At 44.5% G+C, this 26,060-nt stretch carries 28 protein-coding genes; 2 read left to right on the top strand and 26 right to left on the bottom strand.

Features of this window, described 5'->3' with window-relative positions; translation table 11 throughout:
- A complete protein-coding gene (locus LKD36_RS08605; RefSeq protein ID WP_308459359.1) occupies positions 1–1,359 on the bottom strand; it encodes a GntP family permease in 1,359 nt (452 codons plus the stop codon).
- Positions 1,360–1,377: 18 nt separating this feature from the next.
- A complete protein-coding gene (locus tag LKD36_RS08600; RefSeq protein WP_308459358.1) occupies positions 1,378–2,997 on the bottom strand; it encodes a mannitol dehydrogenase family protein in 1,620 nt (539 codons plus the stop codon).
- Positions 2,998–3,216: 219 nt separating this feature from the next.
- Here LKD36_RS08600 and LKD36_RS08595 point away from each other — a divergent pair, with 219 nt between their 5' ends.
- Positions 3,217–4,350 (top strand): ROK family transcriptional regulator, encoded by a 1,134-nt coding sequence (locus LKD36_RS08595; RefSeq protein WP_308459357.1) that lies wholly within the window; start codon positions 3,217–3,219, stop codon positions 4,348–4,350.
- A gap of 88 nt (positions 4,351–4,438) precedes the next feature.
- Here the strand turns inward: LKD36_RS08595 and LKD36_RS08590 are convergent, their stop codons facing one another.
- The 5 genes from LKD36_RS08590 to LKD36_RS08570 form a co-directional block, all read right to left on the bottom strand.
- The gene (locus LKD36_RS08590; protein WP_308459356.1) at positions 4,439–5,347 is read right to left on the bottom strand and encodes a hypothetical protein; all 909 of its coding nucleotides are present in this window, start codon (positions 5,345–5,347) and stop codon (positions 4,439–4,441) included.
- A 101-nt stretch (positions 5,348–5,448) separates the two neighbouring features.
- On the bottom strand, positions 5,449–6,327 hold the full coding sequence (locus LKD36_RS08585) for a J domain-containing protein (RefSeq protein WP_308459355.1): 879 nt from the start codon (positions 6,325–6,327) through the stop codon (positions 5,449–5,451).
- Positions 6,324–6,671, bottom strand: coding sequence for an arsenate reductase family protein (locus tag LKD36_RS08580; protein ID WP_308459354.1), 348 nt, complete (start codon positions 6,669–6,671; stop codon positions 6,324–6,326). The genes LKD36_RS08585 and LKD36_RS08580 overlap by 4 nt, the downstream gene beginning before the upstream one ends.
- Positions 6,672–6,687: 16 nt before the next feature.
- Entirely contained in the window at positions 6,688–7,338 is a 651-nt protein-coding gene (locus LKD36_RS08575; protein ID WP_308459353.1) for a hypothetical protein, read from the bottom strand.
- Between the two features lie 168 nt (positions 7,339–7,506).
- Complete coding sequence (locus tag LKD36_RS08570) at positions 7,507–7,758, bottom strand: hypothetical protein (protein WP_308459352.1); 252 nt, start codon at positions 7,756–7,758, stop codon at positions 7,507–7,509.
- Between the two features lie 503 nt (positions 7,759–8,261).
- Here LKD36_RS08570 and LKD36_RS08565 point away from each other — a divergent pair.
- Complete coding sequence (locus tag LKD36_RS08565; RefSeq protein ID WP_118771033.1) at positions 8,262–9,650, top strand: MATE family efflux transporter; 1,389 nt, start codon at positions 8,262–8,264, stop codon at positions 9,648–9,650.
- Between the two features lie 551 nt (positions 9,651–10,201).
- Here the strand turns inward: LKD36_RS08565 and LKD36_RS08560 are convergent.
- The 19 genes from LKD36_RS08560 to LKD36_RS08470 all read right to left on the bottom strand — a co-directional run bounded on the left by LKD36_RS08560 (position 10,202) and on the right by LKD36_RS08470 (position 26,033).
- A complete protein-coding gene (locus LKD36_RS08560; RefSeq protein WP_308459351.1) occupies positions 10,202–11,044 on the bottom strand; it encodes a hypothetical protein in 843 nt (280 codons plus the stop codon).
- Positions 11,045–11,088: 44 nt separating this feature from the next.
- Entirely contained in the window at positions 11,089–11,706 is a 618-nt protein-coding gene (locus LKD36_RS08555) for a hypothetical protein (RefSeq protein ID WP_308459350.1), read from the bottom strand.
- A 15-nt stretch (positions 11,707–11,721) separates the two neighbouring features.
- Positions 11,722–12,300, bottom strand: a complete 579-nt coding sequence (locus tag LKD36_RS08550) for an NUDIX hydrolase (RefSeq protein WP_308459349.1) — start codon at positions 12,298–12,300, stop codon at positions 11,722–11,724.
- A gap of 68 nt (positions 12,301–12,368) precedes the next feature.
- Positions 12,369–14,045 (bottom strand): DUF2130 domain-containing protein, encoded by a 1,677-nt coding sequence (locus tag LKD36_RS08545; RefSeq protein ID WP_308459348.1) that lies wholly within the window; start codon positions 14,043–14,045, stop codon positions 12,369–12,371.
- A gap of 90 nt (positions 14,046–14,135) precedes the next feature.
- A complete protein-coding gene (locus tag LKD36_RS08540; protein WP_118771038.1) occupies positions 14,136–14,435 on the bottom strand; it encodes a type II toxin-antitoxin system RelE/ParE family toxin in 300 nt (99 codons plus the stop codon).
- Position 14,436: 1 nt separating this feature from the next.
- The gene (locus LKD36_RS08535; RefSeq protein WP_308459347.1) at positions 14,437–14,685 is read right to left on the bottom strand and encodes a type II toxin-antitoxin system prevent-host-death family antitoxin; all 249 of its coding nucleotides are present in this window, start codon (positions 14,683–14,685) and stop codon (positions 14,437–14,439) included.
- Positions 14,686–14,793: 108 nt separating this feature from the next.
- On the bottom strand, positions 14,794–14,985 hold the full coding sequence (locus LKD36_RS08530; protein WP_308459346.1) for a hypothetical protein: 192 nt from the start codon (positions 14,983–14,985) through the stop codon (positions 14,794–14,796).
- Between the two features lie 85 nt (positions 14,986–15,070).
- Positions 15,071–15,373, bottom strand: coding sequence for a hypothetical protein (locus LKD36_RS08525; protein WP_308459345.1), 303 nt, complete (start codon positions 15,371–15,373; stop codon positions 15,071–15,073).
- Between the two features lie 80 nt (positions 15,374–15,453).
- Positions 15,454–16,641, bottom strand: coding sequence for a DUF4179 domain-containing protein (locus tag LKD36_RS08520; RefSeq protein ID WP_308459344.1), 1,188 nt, complete (start codon positions 16,639–16,641; stop codon positions 15,454–15,456).
- Between the two features lie 20 nt (positions 16,642–16,661).
- Positions 16,662–17,162, bottom strand: a complete 501-nt coding sequence (locus LKD36_RS08515) for an RNA polymerase sigma factor (RefSeq protein WP_308459343.1) — start codon at positions 17,160–17,162, stop codon at positions 16,662–16,664.
- 110 nt (positions 17,163–17,272) lie between these two features.
- Positions 17,273–17,866, bottom strand: coding sequence for a hydrolase (locus tag LKD36_RS08510; RefSeq protein ID WP_308459342.1), 594 nt, complete (start codon positions 17,864–17,866; stop codon positions 17,273–17,275).
- Positions 17,867–17,951: 85 nt separating this feature from the next.
- A complete protein-coding gene (locus LKD36_RS08505) occupies positions 17,952–18,533 on the bottom strand; it encodes a hypothetical protein (protein WP_308459341.1) in 582 nt (193 codons plus the stop codon).
- On the bottom strand, positions 18,530–19,399 hold the full coding sequence (locus LKD36_RS08500) for a hypothetical protein (protein WP_308459340.1): 870 nt from the start codon (positions 19,397–19,399) through the stop codon (positions 18,530–18,532). Before LKD36_RS08500 ends, LKD36_RS08505 begins: the two co-directional genes overlap by 4 nt.
- 24 nt (positions 19,400–19,423) lie before the next feature.
- Entirely contained in the window at positions 19,424–21,046 is a 1,623-nt protein-coding gene (locus LKD36_RS08495; protein WP_308459339.1) for a hypothetical protein, read from the bottom strand.
- Between the two features lie 25 nt (positions 21,047–21,071).
- Positions 21,072–21,569, bottom strand: coding sequence for a DUF6935 domain-containing protein (locus LKD36_RS08490; RefSeq protein ID WP_308459338.1), 498 nt, complete (start codon positions 21,567–21,569; stop codon positions 21,072–21,074).
- Positions 21,570–21,581: 12 nt separating this feature from the next.
- Positions 21,582–22,961 carry a hypothetical protein gene (locus tag LKD36_RS08485; protein ID WP_308459337.1) on the bottom strand — a complete coding sequence of 460 codons (1,380 nt, stop codon included), beginning with the start codon at positions 22,959–22,961 and terminating at the stop codon, positions 21,582–21,584.
- 49 nt (positions 22,962–23,010) lie between these two features.
- Complete coding sequence (locus LKD36_RS08480; RefSeq protein ID WP_308459336.1) at positions 23,011–24,057, bottom strand: hypothetical protein; 1,047 nt, start codon at positions 24,055–24,057, stop codon at positions 23,011–23,013.
- A gap of 40 nt (positions 24,058–24,097) precedes the next feature.
- Positions 24,098–24,919: a TPM domain-containing protein gene (locus tag LKD36_RS08475; RefSeq protein WP_308459335.1), complete on the bottom strand. Its 822-nt coding sequence runs from the start codon at positions 24,917–24,919 to the stop codon at positions 24,098–24,100.
- Between the two features lie 16 nt (positions 24,920–24,935).
- Entirely contained in the window at positions 24,936–26,033 is a 1,098-nt protein-coding gene (locus LKD36_RS08470) for a hypothetical protein (protein ID WP_308459334.1), read from the bottom strand.
- Positions 26,034–26,060 lie beyond the last annotated feature (27 nt).

Genomic DNA, 26,060 nt, shown 5'->3' with positions numbered 1-26,060 from the left:
CTATGCAAACAGGCTGATCACAACTCCACAGACCAGTCCTGTAATTCCAACAATCGTCTCCATCATGGTCCAGGACTTCAATGTCATCTTTTCATCCATCTCCAACAGGGAGCCTACCAGCCAGAATCCGGAATCATTGACATGGCTGAATGCCGTTGCACCACCGTTGATTGCACAGACCATTGCCGCCAGATACATGGGTGACAATTCTGCAACTCCCGGCATTGCCGTCATAATACCGGCCGCCATGGTCATTGCTACCACTGCTGCCCCGACGGATGCGCGAATCAGTGCTGCAATGAGAAATGCTACCAGCACCAGCGGGAGTCCGCTTTTCTCCAGCGCCGGTCCGATGATATTTCCCATTCCACAGTCCTGCAATACCCAGCGGATAATTCCGCCCCCTGTGATAACCAGCAGGATCTGTCCTGTAGGACGCAATGACCGGTCCAGAATCTTCTTTAACTGTTCTCCGTCATATCCCTGTCTGGTACCCAGAAAATACATTGCCAGAAGTACCGCGATAATCAGTGCCACAAAAGGTGTTCCCAGAAATTCCAGGACCGGACGAACTGCATCAATTCCCGGAATGTACACAGAAACCGTACTGCATAAAATCAAAATCAATGGTACCAGAATAATGCATAATACTGTGGCAAAGGATGGAAGATTTGCCTCCTCTTCCTCTCTTACTTCCTGAATATTGGAAGGAAGTCCCGGATTAATCCGGCAGCCAATAAATTTTGACCATAAAATTCCGGCAAAAAGCAGGGAAAGGATTCCAACCGGGACACCTACTGCAATCATAATGCCAAGATCTACATGCAGCATATTCGCAACCAGCACGGAACCGGCCGACGGCGGGATAAATGCAAATCCGGTTGCCAGACCAGCAAGCAGCGGAATCACATAATACAAGGTTGATTTCTTCGTTTTCTTTGCCAGGCCAAATGCCAGCGGAATCAGGATCACAACACCTGCCTCAAAGAAAACCGTCGTACCCACTACCAGTCCGGTAATTCCAAGAGCAATCCCCGCCTTATTTTCGCCAAATTTGTTAATTAAGGTCTGAGCAACGCACTGCGCACCTCCGGATACCTCCAGTATCCCTCCAAATAAAGAACCAAGCCCGATCAGCAATACAATTCCCTGCAGCGTATCACCTGCGCCTTTTTCCACGGTGCTCACCAGCGTCGGAACCGGCATGCCTGCTCCAAGTCCGATAAACAGAGCGGAAATTACCAGCGATAATACCGGATGAATTTTAAATTTGATGATTAACAGTAATAAAAGTATGATTCCCACTGCCGCGGCAATCAGCAGTCTCGTCGGATCAGCTGCAAATACCGGTTCTGTCATTTTCTTTCCCCCTGTTATCTATGCGTTCACATATTTATGAATGGTTGCCTTAATTGCTCCCGGTCCCGCGATCATCTCACGGAACATATTTTCAACCTTCTCACCAACTCCTGCTTTGTAAAGATCGATAAAGAACAGACGCTCGTTGGAAAGAATCGGTCTCAGCTGATCTGTAAAAGTCTCCGGCTGACCGACCACGATATCCTTTAACTGTTCCTGAATTTCTTCATTCATCGGGTCAGGTGCAAGTTCGTATTTCTTACCGGCATCATCCACTGCCAGCATATAACGAAGCCATCCTGCAATTCCCAGCGGAAGTGCTGTCAGTCTGGATGCATCTCCATATTTTTCCACATATGCTTTGATCGTCTCTCCAAAGCGGATTCCTACCATCTGGGATACATCGACTGCCAGACGAAGGTTGGTATCTCCCAGATATTCATTTGGGAACCGGTCATTAAAAAGTTCATCTACAAATGCCTGCGGTGAGAGAATCCCTGGATCCTGTACCACCGGAAGTCCTTCATCATAAGCAACCATCCGGGCCATCTTCATCATATCCGCATCTGTATTGAGCATGTGAGCAAATAACTCATATCCAAGGGCAACTCCCAGCGGTCCGGTGGCAGAATGAACCGGATTCAGGCAGACGGTTACCTTCATACGTTCTGCCAGATTGACCGTCTTACGATCTGCCATGTAAACACCAAAGCCTTTTTCCAATGCCGGACGTCCATTGGGGAAACTGTCTTCGATCACCAGATACTGCGGTTTTTCCGCATTTACAAACGGTGCAATGTAAGTCTTCTTCGCAGTGATTACCGGCTGCATATCTTCCACTCCCAGTGCTTCCAGATCTGCTGCAATCTGCTCGCTTGGACGAGGAGTGATTTTATCAATCATGGTCCACGGAAATGCGATTATTTTCTCATCACTCACATAAGCAAGGAACCCATCATCCACATAGCCTGCCTTTTTCCATTCTTCCGCCATGGTCAGCACGGACTGACGAAGCCTTGCTCCATTCTGGGAGCAGTTGTCCATGGAAACCAGTGCCAGCGGATATTTTCCTGCCTGATACCGTTCATAGAGCATAGCCGTCAGAACTGCCATAGCCCCCGTGGCTTTTGTTGGACCATTCTTAATATCCGCTTCCACAAACGGGAACCAGGTTCCATCTGCTTTCTGCAGCGCATATCCCTTTTCTGTAATGGTAAAGGAAACCAGCTGAAGAGAGGGGGCGGCAAAAATTTCTTTCAGTCTGTTCCACTGCTTTTCATTGGAAGACTGGGCTTTTACCGTCTCTGCCAGAGCGCCTAACACTTTATAATCTCTGGTGCCATCTCCGTGCAGAATTACACTCAATCCAAGATTATCATACGGAGCATAAATCTTATCTGCTACATCATAGTCAAAGGTCTCCACACAGGTAAGTCCCCTGTCCAGAGCACCTTCTTCCAGAAGACCATCTGCAATTCCTCCGATAAAGACACGGAAAATATTGCCGATTCCGAAATGTACCCAGCGCGGTGCTTTTCTCGCCTTTTCGGAAACCTCTTCCACATCATATCCCGGCAGCTGAATTCCCGCTTTTTCCCATGCCTCACGATCTTTGATTCCCGCCATTGTCAACTTCATAGTTTGTTCCTCCTTCATTATTTTACTTACACTCAATACTTATGTTTATATCTTAACTGTAAGTCTAGTATATATGTTAGCCAATCACTCGTCTACTGGCAATTACACCAATGTTCATTTTCTATTTTTGTGGACTTTTACCATCTTCCTGTTCTATACTGAAATAAAGCGTAATACTTACCATTAACTTATAAAGTTATCAGGGGGAGATTTAATTCTATGAGTGAAAAGGGATTAACGACGATTAGTCTGAAGAAAATCAACCGTTCCAAGGTCTATCAATATATTTATAAGGCAAAGGCATCTGCCAAATTGAAAATCGTGCAGGATCTGCAGATGGGATTGTCAACTGTCAGCCAGAATCTGAATCTGCTGGAAGAAGAGGGTTTGATCGAACGAAACGATTATTTTGAATCCACCGGCGGAAGAAAAGCACATGCCATCCGGATTGTTCCTGACTTTAAGATTTCTATCGGAATCGGTATTTTGAAAAAGATGTTTCATATTACAATTGTGGATTTATACGGAAATGCGCTTTGCATGGATACCATTCCACTTCCTTATGAAAATACAGATGCTTACTATGAACAGGTTGCTTCTGAAATCAAGAATTTTATTTCCAATCAGCAGTATGATGCTGACAAAATACTGGGCATCTCCATTGCCACTCAGGGAATCACTTCTCCTGACCACAGCACAGTTACTTATGGAACCATTATGGGAAATACCGGTATGAATGTGGCCGATTTTTCCAGCCGACTTCCATGGCCCTGCCATCTGGAACACGATTCCAAATCCGCCGCTTCTCTGGAATTGTGGAATCACCCGGAACTGGACAGCGCAGTGGTTTTTCTGCTCAACCGGAACTTAGGCGGTGCGGTTATTGCCAACCATCAGATTCATCAGGGAAGTTCCATGCACAGCGGAACCATTGAGCACATGTGTATCAATCCGGATGGTCCCTTATGTTACTGTGGAAACCGTGGCTGTCTGGAAACCTATTGCTCCGCCAATTCACTGGAACAGGCTGCCGGACTTCCCATCAAAGAGTTTTTCCCGCTTTTGAGAGAAGGGGCTTCTCCTCAGGTAATGCAGATCTGGGAAGATTACCTAAATCATCTGGCATTTGCCATGAAAAATCTGAACCTGATCATTGATGCGCCCATCATTATCAGTGGCTATCTGGCTCCGTATTTTACAGAAGAGGACATTGCAAAACTGGCCGAGCGGATCAACAGTTCCACGCCTTTTACAGTGGATCCGACGCAGATTCTTGTGGGAACTCATGGGCAGTATACCCCAGCAATTGGCGCAGCGCTTTACTATATTGAACAATTTATACAGTCGGTGTAAACTTCCCACCGAAAACTTTCATTACACCTGGCTCATTTTCCAGCCGCTGATACTCGGATTACAAGCTTCACAGATATCCATTTGCATATCAAGTATTAGAATTTAAATGTTGTACACCGGACTTGGGATTTTCACCGGAAATATCCACATCCAGCAACACTTTAATCAGCCAGAAAAATACCAGAAGTACCAGAATAGGAATCACACAGGATGTAATCAGCATCACGGCCACTGCTTCCACAAAATGATTCAGGGAATTCTGCACCTTCTGTACCAGTTCTTCCGAAGAAATGGTCACATTTTCCACCGCTGTTGTCACCGAATCCTTCGCACTGGAAAGGGCATCCTTTGCTTTGTCAAAGATGCCGGAGATTCCTGTTTCCTGCTGCACTGTATTCTGATCTGTGCTCTGCTGCGCCTGTTCCATCTCCTGCTGCGCGGCGCTGCTGTTTTCCAGCATTTCCTGCGTACTCTTTGCGTCCTCCAGTGTCGCATCGATCTGGGACTGATAAGTGGTCTCGATAAGATCTGATACCTTCACACTTGCCGGAACTACCAGAAAAATGCAGATACCGAAGATCAAAAGTCTCCGCGCCAGCTTGTCAACACTCCGATTCCGCGCCATCATATTTGCCGCAAACAGCACACCCGCCGCCGGAATAAAGATTTTAAACGCCGCGTACCCGGTAATCGTCACCAGATACTTTTCCAGAAATACCGCACACAACACGATCAAAAGATAGCCACTCAAATCCGCTACCTTCTCTGCAATAGGCGTTCCAATGTCTCCCGGCAGTAACGTAATCAGTGCAGATGTGGCCGTCGTGGCCGCCGTCAGTTTCAGCACCGTCGCCTTCTTCTCATCGAGGGATGCAATGGTCGCCTGATGGGACTCCGGTGCAGATGCATATTTCCCCAGCACCGTAAAGGAAAGAAGTCCTATCAAAAGCCAGATCACTATGCAGATATATTTCTTCTTATCAAGTGTCAAATTCATGGTTCACCTCCGTGACACATCATTTTTTTCATCATACCATTCCTGCAGGTTTTCACGCAACCGGAGGCCGGACAATGGCCTTCGCCCCCCGCTTCACGGCCTTAATCTTTTGTAAGCAGTTTTGCAATCTCCAGATTCCTGTCGGGAATCCGGTACTGTTCCGCCTCTTTTTCCAAACGAAAATAAAAGATCACTTTTCCGTCGCGGACTTCCATCTTCACCCTCGCCAGTTTTTCTTTTAATAAGGGAATGATGCAGAAATAAATACGGTCATCCTCGAAGGAGAGATGTCCATACTCCATTCCGTTTTTATCCTGTACCAGAATCCTGCTTCCTTGAAATGCTTTCGGATACAGAAGCATTTTCTCTCGCAGCGGATGTTGCCGGTCTTCTTTCAGATACGCCCGGAACCGGTAGATTTCCCGTCCTTCCTGGTCAAGCCGTACCGGCTTCGCTATCTTTTGCAACACCTTCACCGGCTCAATAAACTGCTCCGCCAGATACTGGAACAGACGACTTCTCACCGCCATCGTTTTATCCGTATGTTCCATGAGTTCTTTCACCACTTCATGGATGCTGATGAGAAACAACTGAAAATCCTCTTCCTTCGGCTCCCACAGGTATTTTCCTCTGGCGGCACAGTAATAGGGATGTCCTTCCTCTGTCTCCATGGTGTAATAAAGATACGCATTTCGCTCACAAAAGGCTTGTTCATTGACCACTCCTGCCCATGTGGGCCGCTTCCGCTCTGGACGGGTCTTTCCCTGTGGCTTCCACATCGAATCAAATGCATGGGGATGATTTTTCAGCAGCTGATAAGCTTCATTAATCTCCTGCGCACGCCGGATATGCTCCGGCTCTTCTGACCCCAGCGCATCCGGATGACAGGTATTCATAAGCTGCCGGTATTTCTTCTTCAGGGAATGAAGATCGTCTTCCTCCGTGACGGAAAGAAGACGCCTCGCCTGCGCTACATTCATAAGAGAGTTTCCCACTCTGCCATCTTAAATCCGGTCAGCCCCCGGTCACCGTCCACGATCAGAGGACGTTTTACCAGCATGCCATTGGTCGCCAGCAGTTTTAACTGCTCCTCCTCACTCATTTCCGGCAGCTTGTCCTTCAGCTTCATTTCTTTGTAGAGCATTCCGCTGGTATTGAAGAATTTCTTCAACGGCAAACCGCTCCGTTCATACCAGTCCTTTAACTCCTCAAACGTCGGATTGTTCTCCACAATGTGGCGGTCTTCATAGGAAATCTGATACTCATCCAACCATTTTTTGGCCTTCTGGCAGGTGGAGCATTTGGGATATTCAAGAAATAACATACGCATAGCCTCCTTTTTATTTATCATACCATTCCACTTCCTTCTTTTTTTCTTCCAATGACAACAGATATCCACGAAAATTTCTGGATATGGTTTTTAAATGAATCGAATTTTCTACTTTTTCTTCCGGTCTGTCCATCCACGCATGCTGTTTGTTTTTGGGATAAATGGATTCAATCATATTGAAACCAATTCGATAAATCACATCCCCAATATGTATTTCATTTGTCTCCTCTGATACCGCACTCTCCCAATCGTTCCAGTTCAGGGTTCCTGAGGACAGTACATATACTCCCCGGCTAAGCATATAACGGACACCGGTTTCTGTTGGTGTCAGACAAAGCATTTGAGGTTCCTGCGGTTTTTTATAAACCATATCCAATATCATGTCTAATGGTTTTATAAGTAATGCAGTAAGTACTATCGCCACACCATATGCAATGTCATTGATCAGCCCTCCATATGTTGATAAAAATGCTGAAAAATATGGCTCTCTTTCCCTGATCTTAAAAAGCACTACACCCGTTTCAATTATCACAATCAGATCTACGATGATCGTAATAACAGCAAACGGCATTAGAAATCTTTCTTTTTTTATTCCCCACTCTGCATACTTCTTACGTTCCTCTTCCGTATACAAAACAGGAAGGTAATATTTTTCTGACATTCGCTCCTCCCCGGACTATTTCAGCTTATACTTCTTTGCGGCACCTCTGCCAATAATATCAATCAGCCCACTTTCACTCATATATACAGTACGTTCACTTTCATTCACCATTCCAGTATGAAAATTAACTTTTGCTCCGTCCAATCAATCTCGATTTTTTAATTTTTCTTACTTAATCAGTCCCCGTGCAGTCTCATAGTCTTTTTTATGTACATAGATTTTATATTCATATGAATAGTCTTGATTGATCCCCATATTACCAATACGACCTCTTTGGCTGTCAAGGGCACCAGAATTCTGCAGATTTTTTGTTTTTACAGTATAATTAATACCATTTTGAGCTAAAACATCGCGGATCTCCGCCTGCCGATGGATATCCATGGTAACAATTAGTTCTTTTCTGTTAAAAATCGTCAGCATAGTTTTCTCCTTTTTATTTATCATACCATTCCTGCAAGGTTTCATGCAACCGGAGGCTGGACGATATCTGCTGCTTCAAACAAATCATTTAACGAAGTAAAACCGTTTAGGCAATACTTCTATTACACCTGGCTCATTTGGCATATGGAATATTTTTGTCTCTCCACGCCCAATATTTGCTACGAAAAAAATATTTTGCGCTATATAATTTCAAAAATTAAACAAATTGGACATATAGAAATTCTTATGCATCTTTTGCCCAAATTTTCCTAATCTTCTTTTCAAGTGTATATTTCAGCAAAAATCAAGTATATTTTTATTCTTTTATGCTCAATTTGTCCAGTTCCACATCGCAGGCACAATATCTGTTTCCAATGATTATTTTCCTCTTTCCTAAAAATTGTGGATATATTTTTAAATAAACAAAGAAGGTGTGAAATTCCGCAGAAATATGTTATGCTGAACAGGTATTAAAAAGGGGATTTATGTAAAGGAAGGAATTTATGTTAGAAAAGTTTCGCAGAAAATATATCGGGGACAGAAATTTTTATGGAAGATACATCGCGCTGGCATTGCCGATGATTATACAAAATGCAGTGACAAACCTTGTTAGTTTTCTTGACAATATTATGGTTGGACAGCTTGGTACAGAGCAGATGTCCGGAGTTGCCATTGTCAATCAGCTGATATTTGTATATAATCTGGCAATCTTCGGGGCTGTATCAGCAGCCAGTATTTTTGGTGCGCAATATTTTGGAAATGGAAATCACAAAGGGCATATGTATTCTTTCCGTTTTAAGCTGTATGCAGCTTTGACGGTTACCGCACTTACCATTCTGCTGTTTGTGACGAAGGGGGAAAGCCTGATTTCTCTTTATCTCACCGACACCTCCGGAAACGGTGCGACAGGTGCCGCATTACAGTATGGATTGCAATATCTGGTCATTATGATGGCGGGATTGATTCCTTTTGCCGTAAATCAGTCTTATGCGACCAATATCAAGGAAACCGGACAGACATTGATTCCCATGATCGCAAGTTTTGTGGCTGTTGGAAGCAATGCCATATTGGACTATCTCCTGATTTTCGGTATCGGGCCATTCCCGGAACTGGGTGTGCAGGGTGCCGCTCTGGCAACGGTCATTGCCCGTTATATAGAAGCTCTTATGATTATTATCTGGGCACACAGACACAGAGAAAAGAACCGGTATCTTGAAGGAGCATATCTCGGATTTGGTATTCCCAAATATGAATTGAAAGCAATCATCATCAAAGGATTGCCGCTTATGATAAATGAAGTTCTGTGGGCTGCGGGAATGACCGCCGTAATACAGTGTTATTCGATCCGTGGCCTGGAAGTAGTTGCCGGACTTAACATTGCTACGACCATCACCAATCTGTTCAACATCATTTATATCCAGCTTGGTGCCTGCATCAGCATTGTGGTGGGACAGTATCTGGGTGCCGGTGAACTGGAAAAAGCCAAGGATGCGGATAATAAAATGATTGTGTTCAGTGTTTTTTGCTGTGTCATTGTAGCTGTATGCATGCTTTTTATCGGCAGATTTTTCCCACAGATCTACAATACCTCTGAGGAGATCCGTACACTGGCAACCAGATTTATCGCCGTATCCGCAATCATCATGCCGTTCTGTTCCTTTAGCCATGCATCCTATTTCACACTGCGCTCCGGTGGAAAAACAATGGTGACATTCCTGTTCGATTCTGTTTTCACCTGGATTGTTGTTGTTCCAACTGCCTTTTTACTGGCCCACTATACCGGACTCGGTATCATAAGTGTGTACTTCTTCGTACAGGCTACGGAACTGATTAAGGTGGCCATCGGTTATTTTATGGTACACAGTAATGTATGGCTGGTTCAGATGGTGTAGAAAACTAAAAGGGACTGACCTTTCACCACTCCAACTGCTTCTGCCGCCAGGTTGCTGCTACGGTCAGCATAGCGATATGTAATTGGCCCCTAGACAATCGTCCACAAATAGTTGTATTTTCATTATCTATTTGCTATAATTTAAACAAGAGTGCTACCAACAACGGTAGGCGGTTAGTCCTTCTCCAGAGGGACTGTGATCCTCTGATTACATAGAAACCTGTAAAGGAATTTATCGGAAAGGAGGACTAAGCCAATGAGTATTATAGATTTCATCGCAATAATAAGCTTCGGCTTAACCTGCTTTAGTATCGGATACACATTCGGTAAGGATAATCATAAAACACAAAAATAGCCGCCCCAGTCTGGAAAACTAAGCGGCAATTTTTGTTTAGCAATATATCAGGCTAACCGTCTATCGGTAGTACTCTTTTTATGTAATTATATTATCATGGCTTAACATAAATGTCAATTGCAGAGCAATGCCTATTTGTTGTATTTCATTCAACTTTTTGTAACACAGGCTAAGCCCTCACTATCTACTCCCCGAATCTACTCGATTTCAATGACGTAATTATAACTGTAAGTATGTACATACAGCTTTCCATCCTGCTCCACAATGAGATCCGGCATCTTCTTCAGCAGTAATCGGTCAATGATTTCTCCTGTATTTCGGTTAATCTGATAGAGATAGTCCGGCTCTGCGGTAAATCCATAGCCGCAGATCAGAACATCGCCTTCTAACACAAAATTCATGGAATTATAAGACTGGTCTGCGCTTCTCCACAGCAGCTTTTCATTTTTCAGATCATAGGCAAACATAAAGCAGGTATTCGGCTGTGCATAACCGTTGGCCACACTCGCCCCATAAAAAATGCCATCTTTTAAATAAGCATTGTTTCCGTTCACATACCATTTATCGGTCGGATAATGCAATACATATAGACAGTTACCTGTTCCATTTTCATAGATATACAGATCTTCCCCTTCCCACAGGTACTCATAGTTTTCATCTGAAAAATTGTTCCAATCTGTGCCGATCATGGGAAGAGACAGGTTTTCGCTGGCATACCATTCATCTGCAAAATCAATACCGTTATCCTCTTCTGATAAAATATTCCACTTTAACGGAGTAACCGAGTCCCCCTCTGCATGAGTTTCCGTTACTCCGTTGAAATCTATGGTGATATATTTCGGTTCGACCGTTTCTGCAACTTCTGCTTCTTCTACTTCAGCTATTTCCATATTTTCGGTTTCATCAGGTACCTCTGTCACTGCATCCACGGTTTCATCGTTTTCTGTTGATTCAGGTTCTGAAGGTACCGTCTCTTTGCTGCAGCCCATCAGTAACAACACGGTCATAGATAACGCTATCAAAAGTCTTTTTCTAATCATGGTCATTCTCCCATTCACTTGTTCATTTTATAAAATGAAGTATACTACGCCATCTTTGCTCCGGCAACCCGATAGAGAATCAGACCGCCTTTTTTCTCATATCCGGTATCCCATAGTCCATGAAAATCCAGCCACCTTGCACCACCATAGGTAACCGCTTTTACAGAGAAATGCCCCGCTTCCTTTTTATAGCCGGTCAGCATATACCAGTGCCACACATAATCATCATATGCCGGTTCCTTGTGCTTCAAGGTCAGACACGGAATGGGCCATCCCGCCTGAATCTGTGCTTCCACCGCTTCTTCTGCTTTTTCGTAAGGTGTCTGTCCTTCCAGTCCTTCTATGCAAAGATCTGTCACTCCCGCATCTGCAAGATACCGCTGAAATCCTTCTATATAGAGGCTCAGACGATCTACTCCGCCAATTCTCGGACGCAGATACGGCTTCATCTTCATGGCAAACCGGTCATAGTCCTCCCTGCACAGATGTGCTATATTATAAGGATATATCTGCTTCCATCCATGCTTTGCCGCCAGATAAATGCAGGTATCACATGCCGCCAGTGCTGCACAGCCTCCGAATTTCATCAGGAAATTACTCATCCAGTCCTGGCTTCCGCCCTGAACTCCGTCAATTGAAAAATAATCCAGCTCCTTTTTCATCCCTGCATCTGCTCCTCAGATTCTTTTCACTTTCTCAATCAGTTTCCCATAGACCCGTTCCACAAACCACGGTTCCGTGGATTTCTGTAATGCTTCCTCCGGCGTAAACCATGCCACACCGCTGTTTTCATCTGCCTTTATCCGAACATCTTCCTCTGAATCCGCTTCCAATAGGTAGGTAATATTCAGATGCAAGTGGCTGGATATATACTTTTCCTTCTTTACATGTCCATCCACCGTTAAAGATTCCAGAGAAAAAATATTCTCCGATACCGGCCGTACATGTGCTATACCAGCCTCTTCCTTTACCTCACGAATGGCCACTGATAACAGATCTGTCTCACCATCTGCATGGCCGCCCAGCCAGGACCAGGAATTGTAAATGTTATGGTACACCATCAAAACCTTGCTTCTGTCCTTATTTACCATCCAGGCCGATGCAGTTACATGTGCCACTGTATTTTCCCTTGAAAATGCATCCTCATGCTGCTCAATCCACTGAAAGATCAGATTTTTGTCCCGCTCTTCCTGCTCATTGAATGGATGATATGCCGCAATTTCATCTAATAATTCCTGTCTGTTTTTAGCACTCATATTTTAACCTGTTCCTTTTTATTCCAGTATTGTGCTGCATTTTCAAACTGTTCATGTGTCATGACACATCATTCCCCTCTTCCGCTGTTTACTTCATCAAACATTTTTTTCACAGTTGGTGCATCTTTCGTCAATTTTTTTATACTTAGATCTTCCGCTTTATTATTAGCCAATCTAAGTTGATTTTCTGATGAAAGAAGTGCCTCTTTCGTTTTTTGTAAATGGGAAATCGTCTTATCAATTTCCTCTATTGCTGTTTTAAATTTATCACTAGCAATTCTATAATTCCGTGCAAATCCTTCTTTAAATAAATTCATATTTTCTTCAAAACGTGAAATATCTATTTGTTGATGTCTTGCTACTTCTAATTCTTGCCGATATTTTAATGAATTTAATGCAGCATTTCTTAGTAATGTAATCATTGGAATAAAAAATTGCGGTCTGATAACATACATTTTCTCATATTTATAAGAGACATCTACAATACCATTATTGTATAATTCATTATCTATCTCTAACAGTGATACTAATACCGCATACTCACATTTCTTTTCACGTCTATCACGATCAAGTTCTTTAAAAAAGTCTTCATTCTTATGCTTTGTCGCTGTTTCATCCATTTCATTTTTCATTTCAAACATAATGGATATAAATTCCATTCCATCTACATTTTCTCTAAAAATAAAGTCTCCTTTACTACCTGTTTTCGCATCATTATCTTTTTCAAAATATGCTGTTGGAAATGCCGTCATTCTTAAAGAATTAAATTGATTTAAGCAATGCTGTTCCAGACTCTCTCCAATCATTTTAGTAGACTGTCGTGCCTTAAAATCTTTATAATACTCTATTTGTTCGTCCTTTAATTTTAACTTTTCCTCATATTCTTTATGCAAAGATTGTTCTTTCAGTTGATTTTCCGTATCTTTACTGGATAATCGACTCTTTAACTCCGTAATTTCTGTTACTCTTTCCGAAATTTCTTTTTCCTTTTTCTGAACAGCCTCTGATACCGCTAATTTTCTTGCAGTTTCACCATTTGCAATTTTTGCCTTTAACGCTTCAATTATGCGGTTTTTTTCTGTCAATTCTTCTTGCTTGCTTTCTAACATTTTTTGTTTTTCTATATCTTTTTTATTAATTGCTTCGCTTATTGCTAACTTCTTTACTGTTTCACTTCCCTCAATTTGGGACTTTAATTGTTCAATCTCTCTATCTTTCTCTCGCTCCTTAGCAGAAAATGCTTCTTTTAATTTATTGATTTCTTCTATCTTCTGTGCTATTTCTTTTTCTTTAACATTAACTGCTTCTGTAATTGCCAGTTTTCTTTCATTCTTACCATTTTCTATTTGTGCTATAAGTGAAGCTATCTTTTTCTCTTTATCTGCCAGTTCATCATTTTTCTTTCCAAGCGCAAGTTCTCGTTCATGTTCTTTTTTATTAATGGCTTCACTTATAGCAAGTTGTTTTTCTGTCTCACCCCCCGCAACTTGTGCCTTTAACTGTTCAATTAATTTATTCTTTTCTACGAGCTGCAAATCTTTTGTTGAAATAGCTTTATTAAACTCATCTTTTTGTTTCGTTTTGATAAGTTCTAAATCTTTTTTCTTTATTTCTTCTAAATCTTTTTCTCTCTGTTTAAGTTCTTTATCAAATTCCTTATCCCGAACTTGTTGAACAATTTGCGCATATCCAGACTCATCAACCGCAAAAACTTCTCCACATTTAGGACATTTAATCTCTTTCATATTTTCCACTCTTTCCATGGTTTTTGTTGATAATCACTTAAATTTCTCTATCTCTGTTAAATTTGTAAATGTCGTATCGCAGCCACAATGTTACTCAAAAATTCTTGTAATATCCTGATACCGATTCATTACACGGTAAATCTCAACATACTCGCTGTTTACCTTATAGATAATCACATAGTCTGTCCATACTGCATATTTATAGTCTGTCCGAAAACTGACCCTCTTTGAAAGATCCGAACCTATTTCCGGAAACATCTGAAGATTTTCAAATTTACCATAGATTGCTTTTATCGTCTTTGCAGCGTATGTTTCACTGTCTTCAGCAATATAATCACGAATATTTTTCAAATCCTTTGCGACAATCGGATTGATCCGCAGTTTTAACATCTTATTCCCCCATAAGTGCTTTCAGTTCTTCCAGGTTCAGCCAACCTTCCCCATCTTTCACTGCTTCTTCTGCTTCCTGCAATTTCATCAAAAGTTTTTTCTCTGCACGATCACGCTCATAATCTTCAATATCCATAACCACAAAACGCCCTCTGCCATTCTTGGTTAAATATACCGGTTCCCCTTTGTGACAATTTTTCAAAACTTCATTATAATTTCTTAAATCAGATACAGGTAAAATATTAGGCATATTTTTCAACTCCTTTCTCGTTTTTACATTTCTCTGTTACTTTTATTATATACGCAAAAAGCTGTAAAATTCAACGCAGAATTTTACAGCTTTGTATTCGGATTCATTTTAATGCACTGCTGACAGCGGCCCCGGCCCCGCAGGCTGCTTCTTCCTGGTAAATGGCCTGGCTTCGATTCCATTTCCTTCGAATAACTGATCGGATAATACCGAAATCTGTCCGGTCAGACCGATACTCGCACAATCCGGACAGCAATCCAGCAGTTCATCCACAAGCGCCCTTGCTTTTTTGAGAATCACGGATGCTTCTTTTCCACATCAAGAACAACACCGCTGATCGTTGTCATGTCAATCCCCATTGCTTTCATTTACCGTGCTGGCTCCTTCATAAAACAGTCAATCTTTTGCAGCAGTTCTTCATCCGGTTCATATATCTCTCATGTAAAATATGAAGATCCGCCTCCAGCACCAGCGTCATCACTTCATAATCATATGTTTTTGCAATGTCCTGAAGCTGCTGTAATTCCCTTTTATGGAAATTTGCCTCCAGAATCAACGATTTCTCCAGCTTCGCAAACTCCTCAAAGGTACGAATCATCAGCTGTACCGCCGCATCGGACAATTTCAGATTTTCTTCTCTGTTGGAAAATCCGATCACATCCCCAGTAAGAATCAGTAATCTCTTCATTGAAATCCCCTCTTTCTAGGTTCTTACTGTTGATTATACTATAGCAGCTCTGTTTATACAATCGTGGGACATTTCACATACTACTGTGGCAAATCCACGGTCACATATTCTTCCGGTTGATCTCCCGCATGAAGCCGGAACAACAATGACTGTACCTGATCCACATCAATGACCCGGTCAAACGTGGCAAGCAGATATGCCTGCGTATCAGATCCTTTCTGATAGCCGCTCTGACCTCCGTTGAGCAGATACAATACTTTGCTTCCATCCTTTAATACCACTCCGCCAACGTTAGGAAGTCCGTTGTCATCCTCCTGTGTCTGCAGTTCACCGGTCACTTCGTAATCGACCCGGATAGAAATCGGTGAAATAGCTGCGGAACGCACGGTCACATTTACATTTTCCAACGCAGTGTTTAATTCACAGGATTTTGCGGCGTCCTTTCCGCTGACGGGAATATCAAATTCCCATGTTCCGCCGATTCCGTTCATAAATTCCGTTTTCTCCACCGTTCCCAGATTTTCAAAGTGGACATGAAGCGTCTGTCCAAGAAGACTCTCATCTGGATCGGTCTTATACAGCGTCATCACATATTCCAGCGTTCCGTCCGCCGCCTTATAATGTTCTACAATATTACCAGTTTCATCGCTTGCAAGCGGAGTTCCATCTTCATAGACCGGCTCTCCGTTATTATTGGAAACAATTCCATCATAAAAACCGCCGCCCATATTGACCCAGCCATCCTGTGCATTTTCGTCCTCACCAGTGTAAACCACTACATTTTCAAAGCAAGGTTCTTCCCCATCTGCCAGATCATATCCAGACACCTGAAACGCTGCATGCACAAAATGGCCGTCCGCGATGAGTTCCATCGGTTTTACCGTAATTCCTTCGGAAGTCACTTCCATGGACGATAAGTTCAATCCTTCCTCCTGTGCGGCTGACTGATCGAACTGTGTCACCATTCCCCGCTCTGCCAGGTCTTTCTGCTGCTCTTCCGTTGCCTGGAGATTTCCCTGCATGCCCCGACTCCATAAATGGTGAACAACTGCTGCTGTAACGGTAATCCCACCCGCTCCAACCAGTACTGCACATGCAATGGCTGCCGCCTGTGCATATCGGAAGCCACCCTGGAATCGACCTTCTTTCTTTGCTTTTCTTACCGGTTTTGTACTTTCTCTGATCTGTGCCAGCGCATCATCCGCTTTTTTCAAAACCACTTCCGGGATTTCCACATCACTGTTCAAAACATTTTTTTCTTCTCTCATTGTCCCTACTCCTTTCCACATCATCGATAATAAGCTTCCAGTTTTTCCCGTCCCCGCTGAAGCCTCGTCTGAACCGTACTTCTGGGAATCTCCAAAAACTCTGCAATCTCGCCCGTCTGATATCCTTCACTGTAATAAAGAACCAACACAATCCGGTATTTCTCATCCAATTGTCCTAAAGCTTCTTTCAATTCCACGTTATATTGGTCTTCTGCCGACGGCTCCTCGTATCCCTCCAGGACTGTTATCCGCTGCTGTTTTTTGCGTATATCGTAACAACGGTTGATCAAAATTCTGGTAATCCAGGTTTTAAAATACTTCTCCTCTTTTAATGTATACAGCTTTTCCCAGCATCCAAGAATTGTATCCTGAATCGCATCAGCGGCGTCCTCATCATTCATCAAAATTGAGATTGCCACCCGGTACAGATCCTTCATATAGAAATAGATCAGACTGGAAAATGCATCCGGATCCTTCGCCTTCGCTTTTCGGATCAGCTGCAGCAGTTCTTTTTTCTGCATTACTTTTTTCCTCCTTCCTTACAACTATTAGACGGAGTATTACTCTGTTCGATCTCACATAAATTCACAAAAAAAGACAGCCGATTTTTTCGACTGTCTCATGATAGGCTTTAAAGAATTTCCTGGTTAATCTCATCTTCACTGTCAGCCATTGCCTGAAGTGTCATTGTCAGTAGTTTTTCAAGGGGCCAGCCAAGCTGATCGGCGCCACGCTCGATGACTTCTCTGGAACATCCTGCTGCAAATCCCTTGCTCTTATATTTTTTCTTCAGGGATTTCAGTTCCATATCTTTGGTACTCTTAGAAGGTCTCATAAGTGCAGCTGCCCAGATCAGACCCGTAAGTTCATCTGCAGCAAACAGCACCTTTTCCATCTCATGTACCGGTTCCACATCCAGCGTTACCCCACATCCGACGGTAATTCCATATCCATGAGAAACAACGCCATGAATGATATCTTCTGACACACCGCCCTCTCTTAAAAGTTCCGGTGCTTTCAGGCAATGTTCTTCCGGATAGAGTTCAAAATCAATATCATGCAGTAAACCGACGAGACCCCAGTGTTCCTCTTCGGAACCATATCCCAATTCTCTCGCATACCATTTCATCACTGCCTCTACCGTAAGGGCATGCTGAATATGAAACGGATCCTGATTATATTTTTTTAGTAAGGCAAATGCCTCTTCCCTGGAAAGATCACTCATGCCGTCCATCTCCTTCGTTCTATTTGTATTTCATCATATATCCATATTCCTACTATGTCAATAGACTTAATGAGTGATTTATTCTCTATCTCATGCCCTGTTTCCTGTAAAATGCATTCTCCGCATCAGCCGTCAGGCTATCCAGCTCCGAGAAAACATCATGGTAGTTTTTGGGGAATTTGTTCTCACCGAAGGCTTCTATCCTGCTTCCATCTACAAATTCCGCCTGAAAGCTCATGGAAGATCCGTCTAAGACGTTGGGATCGCTTCCACGAAAGCCTGCCCAAGACGCCACATCATAGGTCTCCAGAATCCTGCGGGCTTTCTCAAGGATCTCTGCAGCCACCGGATAGTCAAAAGGCTCCTCTTCTTCCCCATCCCATGGTTCTATCCGTACCAGCGCTTCCTCTCCCTGCCGGAGCAGGCTTACGCTCCAGATCGGTTCCATCATCGTTCCATGCACATAATACGTCAGCTCCTGAATATCCGGAAGCGGTGTAACCTGACCATTTTCCGGATTTTCTGCAGGATCTGTTTCTGCTCCTGCCGTCGTGACTTCCGGAACTTTATCCGGCTTATTTCCAGGCCACTTTCCGCAGCCTGCGATCAACGCCGTCCACGTAGTAAATGCCATCAGCAAGAACCAGCCTTTCTTTCCTTTTTTCATAAGCCACTTCCGTCTTCTTTTTGATCACGCTTCTTCAAGAGCATCCGGATGCCTGTCGACAGCAGTAAAACTGTTAATACGACCCTGAAAATGCTGACTCCGCCGGAAGACATGCCGCTTTTTTGGAGTGCAGTTTTTTTATCCAGTTCTCCGCTTAACATATTGGGTGCCGGCCCTTTTACATAGGTCAGGGTCCCCTGCTCCTGAATGCCGATTACCGTCACCATGTCCCCATCGTTCTGATAAGGAACAGAATACTGATAACGCCGATCGCCTTCCTCGAAAACTTCTCTGCCCATTCGCTGGGTTCCGATAAATTTTTCTCCACGGTATTTCCGGTCTGTCAGAATCGTAAGTCCTGCCTCCGATAGTGTCTCCTCATCAAATTCGTATTCTCTTCCCAGCATAAGATTGTCGAGAAACTCGTCTGACAGATGATAAGTTCCCACATCTGCTTCACCCTGGAAGATTTCCATCCCGCCCACGCCCAGATCGGAATTCCATTCCATATTTTCCTCTGTCATAGGAGCATTCCATTCTTTCAGCTTCAATTTTTTTGCACTTCGCATGGCACGTGGGGCATAAATCGTAAGTCCCAGTTCGTCATCATAAGCCGGTTCCAGAACCTTCAGCTCTCCGCAGACAATCACAATCTTTCCATCATTTGCCGGATCATAGCTGCCCTGTCCTACATATACGATATCATCTACTTTTTCCTGTTTCGCAGCACGATTTGTACCACACGATTTCACGGTAGAGACAGCACAAAGCAAGCCGAGCAGTATCACGATAACCGCACCTGTTTTTTTATTTTTTCTTGGTTTCTGGGCTTTCTTCATCTTCACACCCCTTTCTTTCCAGATCATACATCACTGCTCTTTACTGTCGCTTTATGGCCAGGGATTCATGATCATATAAACAGTCATGGCATATAATGGTAATACAATGAATAACGGCAGCGCCCAGTTTCCTATTGTCTCCCTGACATTCTTCCAACGCATAAGTAAAGTTTTCCTGTTCTCCCTCTTCTGGTGAATGCGTTTTCGTTTTCCATTTTCCAGAAGTTGAAAGATCACTGGTGAATCATAAACCTCAATTCGCCCAAATACGGCAAATCCTACCATAGAAATCGGAAGTGCCAGACACAGCCAGATAATATTGTAACTGTAATCCAGCTGCTGGAACAGGGTCCAGTCACCGGAACCCATACACTTAAATGCAGTAAGGATCCATGCCAGAATGCAAGTGGAAGCATTCACCAGCAGAAGGATCATCACAATCTTTACGATACGCCCCGGAGAGTAGAATCCCAGCTGTACCGGAAGTTCCTTTCCGCCAATCGTTTCAAAGAACACCGGTTTTATGGAGTCTTCTGGTTTCTTCTTTTCTTCTTCGCTGATACTTTTAAGAATCTTTCTTCGAACTCTGGCCTCTCTTCCCTTACTGAACACCGTAAAGAGAATCATTGCCGCTACCAGTCCGGCCATGCCAACCAGTTCAAACAGCTCCTTCGGATCCATCGGCACTCCGCCATAATTCCGGAATACAAAGAAGAAAAATATCATCACCGCCAGCGTTCCAAGAAGTGGCTCGATCACCCAGGGATAAGTCCTGGTTTCCTTTTCCGCCAGTACAGATACCTTGCCGGTCTGCCCGTTCACTGCCGCCTGCACTTCTCCGCAATCCATAAAATAGACCGGAAGAAATGCCGGCAGACGAAGCAATGCTTCTGACTCCGGATACAATGCCAGTCCGGTTGTCTGCATCGTGCGCTCCACAGTCGGGCGATATTCCTCTGCCACCTCTTCAAACACACGGCGTCTTAACTCCGCGCCATCTGCAGTCGGAACCTCTGCTGCATGGCCTGCAATATATCCAAATTGAAATGGCTCCAGTTCATCCCACAAAAATGGTTCCATTCCATTTAATAACAGATTGTTGCAGCGATCCGTCACATTGACTGCCACATGCTCCAGAAATCCTCCGCATTCATAATGTCTGTTGGAATTGTCTCTGGTCACAACAAACCGGATAGGCCCGCGGATCAGTTCATATGGCAGATAAATTCCTTTTAATTTTTTCTTGTTTTCCTTTAAAATCTGAGCTTCGTTTTTATCATGATGCTGCTCAATCCATTCATCCAGTCGTTTTTCTGCCTGTTTCCGATTCAATTTAAAAGGAATCAGCATCTCCGGGAAACCTTCTCCCATCTGGACATCCGAGCGCAAAACCTTGGACTGGCAGAAAATACAGGTCTCTGCCACTTCATGTTCTTTCACAATCACCCGTGCTCCACAATTCGGACACTCACAGGCAATCGTCTGACTGTCCGGAAGCTCCTGCTCTAACAAAGTTTTTGTAAGACTTCGAAATTCCCGTAGCTTTTTTAAGGGAATCTCTGTTCCTGTATTTCCTCCGCAGTTCGGACAATGGTAATTCTGTGTCACAACATCAAACTGGGCAGGTGCGCCACAGGTGGCACAGTGAATGGTCATAATCTTTCCCTGATTCATACCCTATCCTCCCCTGACCCTGTTCTTATGCCCAGGGATCTGCTTCTTTTGGTATCCGGATTCCGGTTAAGAGCTGCTGTTCCCACAAGAACCACTGTCCTGTAGATGGCTTCTTCCGGAGCTTTAATGGCCGCGGGCTGTCTGCTCCGCTGCATGCCACATATAAGGTCAGATATCCTTCCCCTATCTGGGTTCTGCTGTAGGCGTTTTCTGATACCGCAACCCGGTAGGGCTGTCCCGGAGTATAATTATTCTCCGGAGAAGAGCCGGAAAAATAGGAACGCATCAGATACTCTTTTCCACGGAATCTGTCTCTTATAAACTGTTTGTCAATTCCATTCAACGGTCTGGGGCCCCGCAGAAAATCCAGCATTTTTTCCGTTTCAGATGGATTCTCAGGATAAAGAGCAAGGGCTGCCACCGTCAAAGCAGCCACTTCCTCCGGGTTTGTCAATCCTGCCTGAGGCATTGCCTGTAATTCCTGTAATGTTTTTGGAAGTCTGTTCAATGTTATCTCGCTCATCATATCCCTCCTTTAGATCGGTTCCCATTCTCCGGTCAGATCATCCATTCGATAAACGAGTCCGGATGAGGACACCGCATAATAATATTCTGCTACGAACTGGTCCGGATGTTCTGTTCCAAGGGCAAAGAGCACACAGGCTTCACCCTGAATAGTCTCCATGCCGTCCACATCCCGGATTGCCATACCCAGTTCCAGCCTCTCCTGTACTTCGGGTTGTGCAAGCAGCACATCGATTTCATTGCCGGAATAATCATAGTTTTCCCCGTCCGCTGCTACGGGACGCAGGTAGAATTTTTCCACTGACCCGCTTGTGAATGGGAAAAAGGCTTCTCCTTCCATTTCGTGAATGGTCAGGCAGTCTCCTTCCAGCTCCAGCCAGATCGTACCGCTTCGGGTTCCATCCGGCGTGTTCAGCCAGAATTCCAGTGACTCCCCCTGAGGATCCCCATAAGCATAATAGCCATCCCAGAAAAAACGGATATCCTCCATCTCTCCATCCAAAAGACCCCCATAATACCACATATCCGAAGGATATCCACTCTCGCCCGTCAGGAAAGTAACACTGTAAAAATAAGGTTCACCCGCATCTGTTTTCGCAGAATCGCAATACCAGCTTCCTTCCATTCCGTAGAGATATCCCTCCTCCGGCATGTAGGAACCTGATAAAAGCTGCTTCACTCCGTCTGCCGGCTCGATCTCTCCGGCATAGGTAAGATAATAAGGTTTCCAGGAAACCTCCCTGCTTCCTTTTCTGGCCGTGACCTGTACATTGGGATAAAGATCACTGAGATTACACTGTAAGATCAGAGGAAGGCCATCATCACTTTCCCATAGCAGTTCCTCTGTACTGGTTTCCGTAAAGTCATCATTCCAGCTGCAGGACTCTATGGACATCTTCCACCCATCTTCTGCCGGAACGATCACATACCACTCATCCCCTGTATATTCTATGATATGGTCTTCCGGGATTCCTTCCAAGTACGGATAGGTCTCAGCTCTTTGATATTCTTTTCCCGGGAAGCTGTAATCTGGCGTATAACCCAGAAATGAAGCACCAAATACTGCCCCCTGATCTCTCAGCCATTCCTGTTCTTCCACCAATGCCGCTTTCCCCGCCTCCGTAAGCCAGGAAGCCGTACCTTCTTTTTGGGGCTCTCCCAAATTCGGAAATTCCGCATGTTCACTCGTGGTTGATTCTTCTTCCGGCTGGGATTCTTCCGGCTGAGCTTCTTCCAGTTCTATATCATCCGGGTTATAATCCGGGTTGGTCATGCCTAATCCGCCGTCCCTGATATCGAGGAGGCCACAGCCGGTAAGAAATGCGCAGAGCAACATGACTACTGCCAGAAGCATCCCTTTCTTCTTTCTCGTGTTTCCTCTTTTTCCCATCTGCCATCCCTCCTCAACATCCGGATTTTAAAATGATACCTCTGTCAGATTATCCCCCATAATCTGAGTAATCCTCTACCAGACGCACCGTATGGTAGGTCTCTGTCCCATACATCTGGATCATCAGATCATTCCAGTGAATCGAAGGATAAAACCAGGCAAATTCCTGTCCTGCCACATCCTCGATCACATAACCACGGGGAGAATTATATACATACATTGCTTCCTTTGTGTAATAGGGATTCATCTCATGATCGTACACGGTATAATCCACCGTTCCGACCTCAAGCCGGTCATCCAGACTATTGAAAAATCCGGAATCCCCTGCTCCACTATACATACTGAAGCTCCATGTCTCATAGCCTTCTCTTGCCGAATATGCCGGCATGGATTCATAAAGCCCCGGCGTAATCAGCGGCATCCCTATCTGCCACATTTTTCTGCCATTTTCATCCGTATACCAGCCATCCGGAGTCATATGGTTACGCAGAATATTACCTGTTTCATCCAGATACCTGTCGGTTCCGTCTATCTCTGTCATCCAACAGGAGGCATCTTTTTTTCTGTAATACTCTCCCTGCATAAATGGAATATATGCCGTACCAAAATCCACCGAGAGGACATCCCCCGACAAGGTATAAACCGCCGTTATATCCTGTGTCGCGGAGACTGCCTGTGTTTTTCCGGCATCCGTAAACTGGAGAATATCTACCATATGCTCGTAGTTGCTCTCCGGGTAAGAAAGAAACAGATAATCTTCATCCGTGTCATACACCGTGATATATTCTCCGTCTTCGCGGTAATATGTACCATTCCAGGCAGACTGGTTTTCCACTCGTTCAAATCCCTGTCCAGCGGATTCTTCCGATTCTTCCATATCTGCACCGGCGGGTTCTTCCGGCTCTTCCATATCTGTCATGTCTGCATCGGCGGGTTCTTCCGGTTCCTCAACATCGGCATCGGCGGATTCTTCCGGTTCTTCCCTTTCCTCACGGACAGATTCTACCGGGTCCACAGCCGCCACTTCCGCTTTCTTACCACAGCCTGCCACTGCTAACATGAGTACAAATGTCACAGCACTTGCCAAGACTTTCATGTACATACCACCTCCTTTTCCACTGGCTTTCCGGAGTCCCTTAGAAGTTTCCACCGCCTCCACCATGGGTCGTTCCTGACGAAGAAGTGTGGGTGCTGCTTTCGGAGCTGTCCTTTTCCGGCTTCTTTACCCGATCCACTTTACTGTACAGGAATAAATCCTGCTGGGTCGCAAGCTGCATACTTCCTTTTCTTACATAATTCGCTGCCGCCGTCTGTTTACGCACCGTTTTCAGCTGCGCCTTCATACTTCCCACGATAAGAAAGGCGCCGACCAGACCAATCACAATGCAAATAGGAAGTACCAGCGGTGACAACGGGGCATGGGGCAGATCCTTTTTTGAAAATGGATGGCCTTCTCTTGCCTGCGTGATCAGCTGATCACACTCAGCCGCATAGGTGTCGAATGCAGAAGCATAATTTCCGGAGGAAAGGTCTTCTTTCATCGCACTGCCAAGATAACTGATTCCCGCATCTGTAAAGGCAGTAATTCCATAACCACAGGTGGAAATATACCAGTCACGCTCTTCCATGCTGATAAGCAGCAGCAATCCATCCCTGTTTGCTCCATAACCGTAGTCACAGTAATCATACAGATCGTCCGCATACTCCTGAATATCGGTGTAACCATCCATGTCTTCCGACGTGATTACTACAATATCCATTTTCTGCCGTTCACTGATCTCATTTAAGGTTTCAAGTAATTCAGACTCTTCCTCATAGGTCAGAAGATCTGCCATGTCGATCAGCCGTTCATACTCTCCCGTAAATCCTTCCGAAGCCATTGCCGCAGCCGGGAAAGACGATACAGCCAGAAGCACGGCAGCTGTCATACACGCAAGTTGTTTCAGCATCCTTTTCATCTGTCTTACCCCCTTTCTATAAAATACGTGCCAGCCACAACAGCCAACTGATACCATAAGCCGCCGCTGCAATGGCAGCTGTTGAAAGAATCATCCAGCGGTTTGCCGCCTTCTTATCCACAGGAAGGTCTCCGACAAATTTTCCATTCTGCCCATTCATGGCAAACCGGTACTGCTTTCCATTCCATGTCGTATTTAAAATCCATACCGGATACAGCGCATATTTCGCACTTCCATCATGAAAGTGTACACTGCTTTGTTCCACAGTTACGGTGCTGTAGCCTTGCACCGTGGATCGGAAATTATCTTCCGTTGATTTCTTCACACGGACATTGGCGCGTTCAATGCTTTCTTCCGCAGACACATCATATTTATCAGCCATATAACCTGCAAGATAGGCTGTCTGGAATGGAACCGCCTCGCTAAAATCGAAGGGCTCAATGGATTCCATCAGATCATCTTCCATCTTGCTGGAGCCATCTACCGGCACCCGCTCAAATCCAATGGTTCCGCCTCTGCTTAACATGAAGAACCGCGTCTCCGTGTAATCATATTTGCTGTCACTCCAGGTTCTTACCTTTGTCGCCCGATAACTGATATTGGCATCTACATTGGTGTCAAACAGCCAGAAGGGCACATATACTCCTTTAATCTCATCAATATGATTCTGATCTTTGAAAATCTTCGGAAGCAGACGTTTTCCATTCAAATGCTTCATGAGACCTGCCTTCGCTGCCTTTTTGTCCAGCTTAAACGGAATCACATAATCCGGGCGAAGGTCTCCCGAAAACTGCCCCATCAAAACAATCGGATTGCCACAGTATGGGCAGGAAGAGGCGGCCATACTTTCATCTCCGACGATCTCACCGCCACAGGATTTACACTGATAGGTACGCAGTCCCGTTTCCTCTCCGTCCTGCCACTCACTTCCCGCCGCAGTATCCCACGTCATATCATCGCCCTGCTCCTGCTGCTTTAAAGCGTCATCATATCCCTGCAGCGCCTCCATCTCAAATTCTGTATCACAGCAGGGGCACTTCATCTTCTGAATGGCGCTGTCAAAAACAATGGCACCGCCACAGCATGGACATTTATATTCCTGAATATTTCCCATACTCTGTCCTCCCTTCCTTCTCTCTGC

This window comes from Hominiventricola filiformis (assembly GCF_020686965.1).
Taxonomy (GTDB): Bacteria; Bacillota; Clostridia; order Lachnospirales; family Lachnospiraceae; genus Hominiventricola; species Hominiventricola filiformis.
Note: the sequence above shows the minus strand (reverse complement) of the source record. Positions and strands in the feature narration are given on the sequence as shown.

Bases quoted from the DNA above. Each gene is read 5' to 3' on its own strand.
- LKD36_RS08535 (WP_308459347.1), bottom strand. From the start codon at position 14,685: ATGCCTAATATTTTACCTGTATCTGATTTAAGAAATTATAATGAAGTT.
- LKD36_RS08515 (WP_308459343.1), bottom strand. From the start codon at position 17,162: ATGCAGAAAAAAGAACTGCTGCAGCTGATCCGAAAAGCGAAGGCGAAG.
- LKD36_RS08570 (WP_308459352.1), bottom strand. From the start codon at position 7,758: ATGCTGACGATTTTTAACAGAAAAGAACTAATTGTTACCATGGATATC.
- LKD36_RS08505 (WP_308459341.1), bottom strand. From the start codon at position 18,533: ATGAAAAAAGGAAAGAAAGGCTGGTTCTTGCTGATGGCATTTACTACG.
- LKD36_RS08475 (WP_308459335.1), bottom strand. From the start codon at position 24,919: ATGAAAAGGATGCTGAAACAACTTGCGTGTATGACAGCTGCCGTGCTT.
- LKD36_RS08605 (WP_308459359.1), bottom strand. From the start codon at position 1,359: ATGACAGAACCGGTATTTGCAGCTGATCCGACGAGACTGCTGATTGCC.
- LKD36_RS08575 (WP_308459353.1), bottom strand. From the start codon at position 7,338: ATGTCAGAAAAATATTACCTTCCTGTTTTGTATACGGAAGAGGAACGT.
- LKD36_RS08580 (WP_308459354.1), bottom strand. From the start codon at position 6,671: ATGTTATTTCTTGAATATCCCAAATGCTCCACCTGCCAGAAGGCCAAA.
- LKD36_RS08525 (WP_308459345.1), bottom strand. From the start codon at position 15,373: ATGAAGAGATTACTGATTCTTACTGGGGATGTGATCGGATTTTCCAAC.
- LKD36_RS08565 (WP_118771033.1), top strand. From the start codon at position 8,262: ATGTTAGAAAAGTTTCGCAGAAAATATATCGGGGACAGAAATTTTTAT.
- LKD36_RS08495 (WP_308459339.1), bottom strand. From the start codon at position 21,046: ATGAATCAGGGAAAGATTATGACCATTCACTGTGCCACCTGTGGCGCA.
- LKD36_RS08490 (WP_308459338.1), bottom strand. From the start codon at position 21,569: ATGAGCGAGATAACATTGAACAGACTTCCAAAAACATTACAGGAATTA.
- LKD36_RS08545 (WP_308459348.1), bottom strand. From the start codon at position 14,045: ATGAAAGAGATTAAATGTCCTAAATGTGGAGAAGTTTTTGCGGTTGAT.
- LKD36_RS08500 (WP_308459340.1), bottom strand. From the start codon at position 19,399: ATGATCTGGAAAGAAAGGGGTGTGAAGATGAAGAAAGCCCAGAAACCA.
- LKD36_RS08585 (WP_308459355.1), bottom strand. From the start codon at position 6,327: ATGAATGTAGCGCAGGCGAGGCGTCTTCTTTCCGTCACGGAGGAAGAC.
- LKD36_RS08550 (WP_308459349.1), bottom strand. From the start codon at position 12,300: ATGAGTGCTAAAAACAGACAGGAATTATTAGATGAAATTGCGGCATAT.
- LKD36_RS08470 (WP_308459334.1), bottom strand. From the start codon at position 26,033: ATGGGAAATATTCAGGAATATAAATGTCCATGCTGTGGCGGTGCCATT.
- LKD36_RS08510 (WP_308459342.1), bottom strand. From the start codon at position 17,866: ATGAGTGATCTTTCCAGGGAAGAGGCATTTGCCTTACTAAAAAAATAT.
- LKD36_RS08560 (WP_308459351.1), bottom strand. From the start codon at position 11,044: ATGATTAGAAAAAGACTTTTGATAGCGTTATCTATGACCGTGTTGTTA.
- LKD36_RS08480 (WP_308459336.1), bottom strand. From the start codon at position 24,057: ATGAAAGTCTTGGCAAGTGCTGTGACATTTGTACTCATGTTAGCAGTG.
- LKD36_RS08540 (WP_118771038.1), bottom strand. From the start codon at position 14,435: ATGTTAAAACTGCGGATCAATCCGATTGTCGCAAAGGATTTGAAAAAT.
- LKD36_RS08485 (WP_308459337.1), bottom strand. From the start codon at position 22,961: ATGGGAAAAAGAGGAAACACGAGAAAGAAGAAAGGGATGCTTCTGGCA.
- LKD36_RS08590 (WP_308459356.1), bottom strand. From the start codon at position 5,347: ATGAATTTGACACTTGATAAGAAGAAATATATCTGCATAGTGATCTGG.
- LKD36_RS08555 (WP_308459350.1), bottom strand. From the start codon at position 11,706: ATGAAAAAGGAGCTGGATTATTTTTCAATTGACGGAGTTCAGGGCGGA.
- LKD36_RS08520 (WP_308459344.1), bottom strand. From the start codon at position 16,641: ATGAGAGAAGAAAAAAATGTTTTGAACAGTGATGTGGAAATCCCGGAA.
- LKD36_RS08600 (WP_308459358.1), bottom strand. From the start codon at position 2,997: ATGAAGTTGACAATGGCGGGAATCAAAGATCGTGAGGCATGGGAAAAA.
- LKD36_RS08595 (WP_308459357.1), top strand. From the start codon at position 3,217: ATGAGTGAAAAGGGATTAACGACGATTAGTCTGAAGAAAATCAACCGT.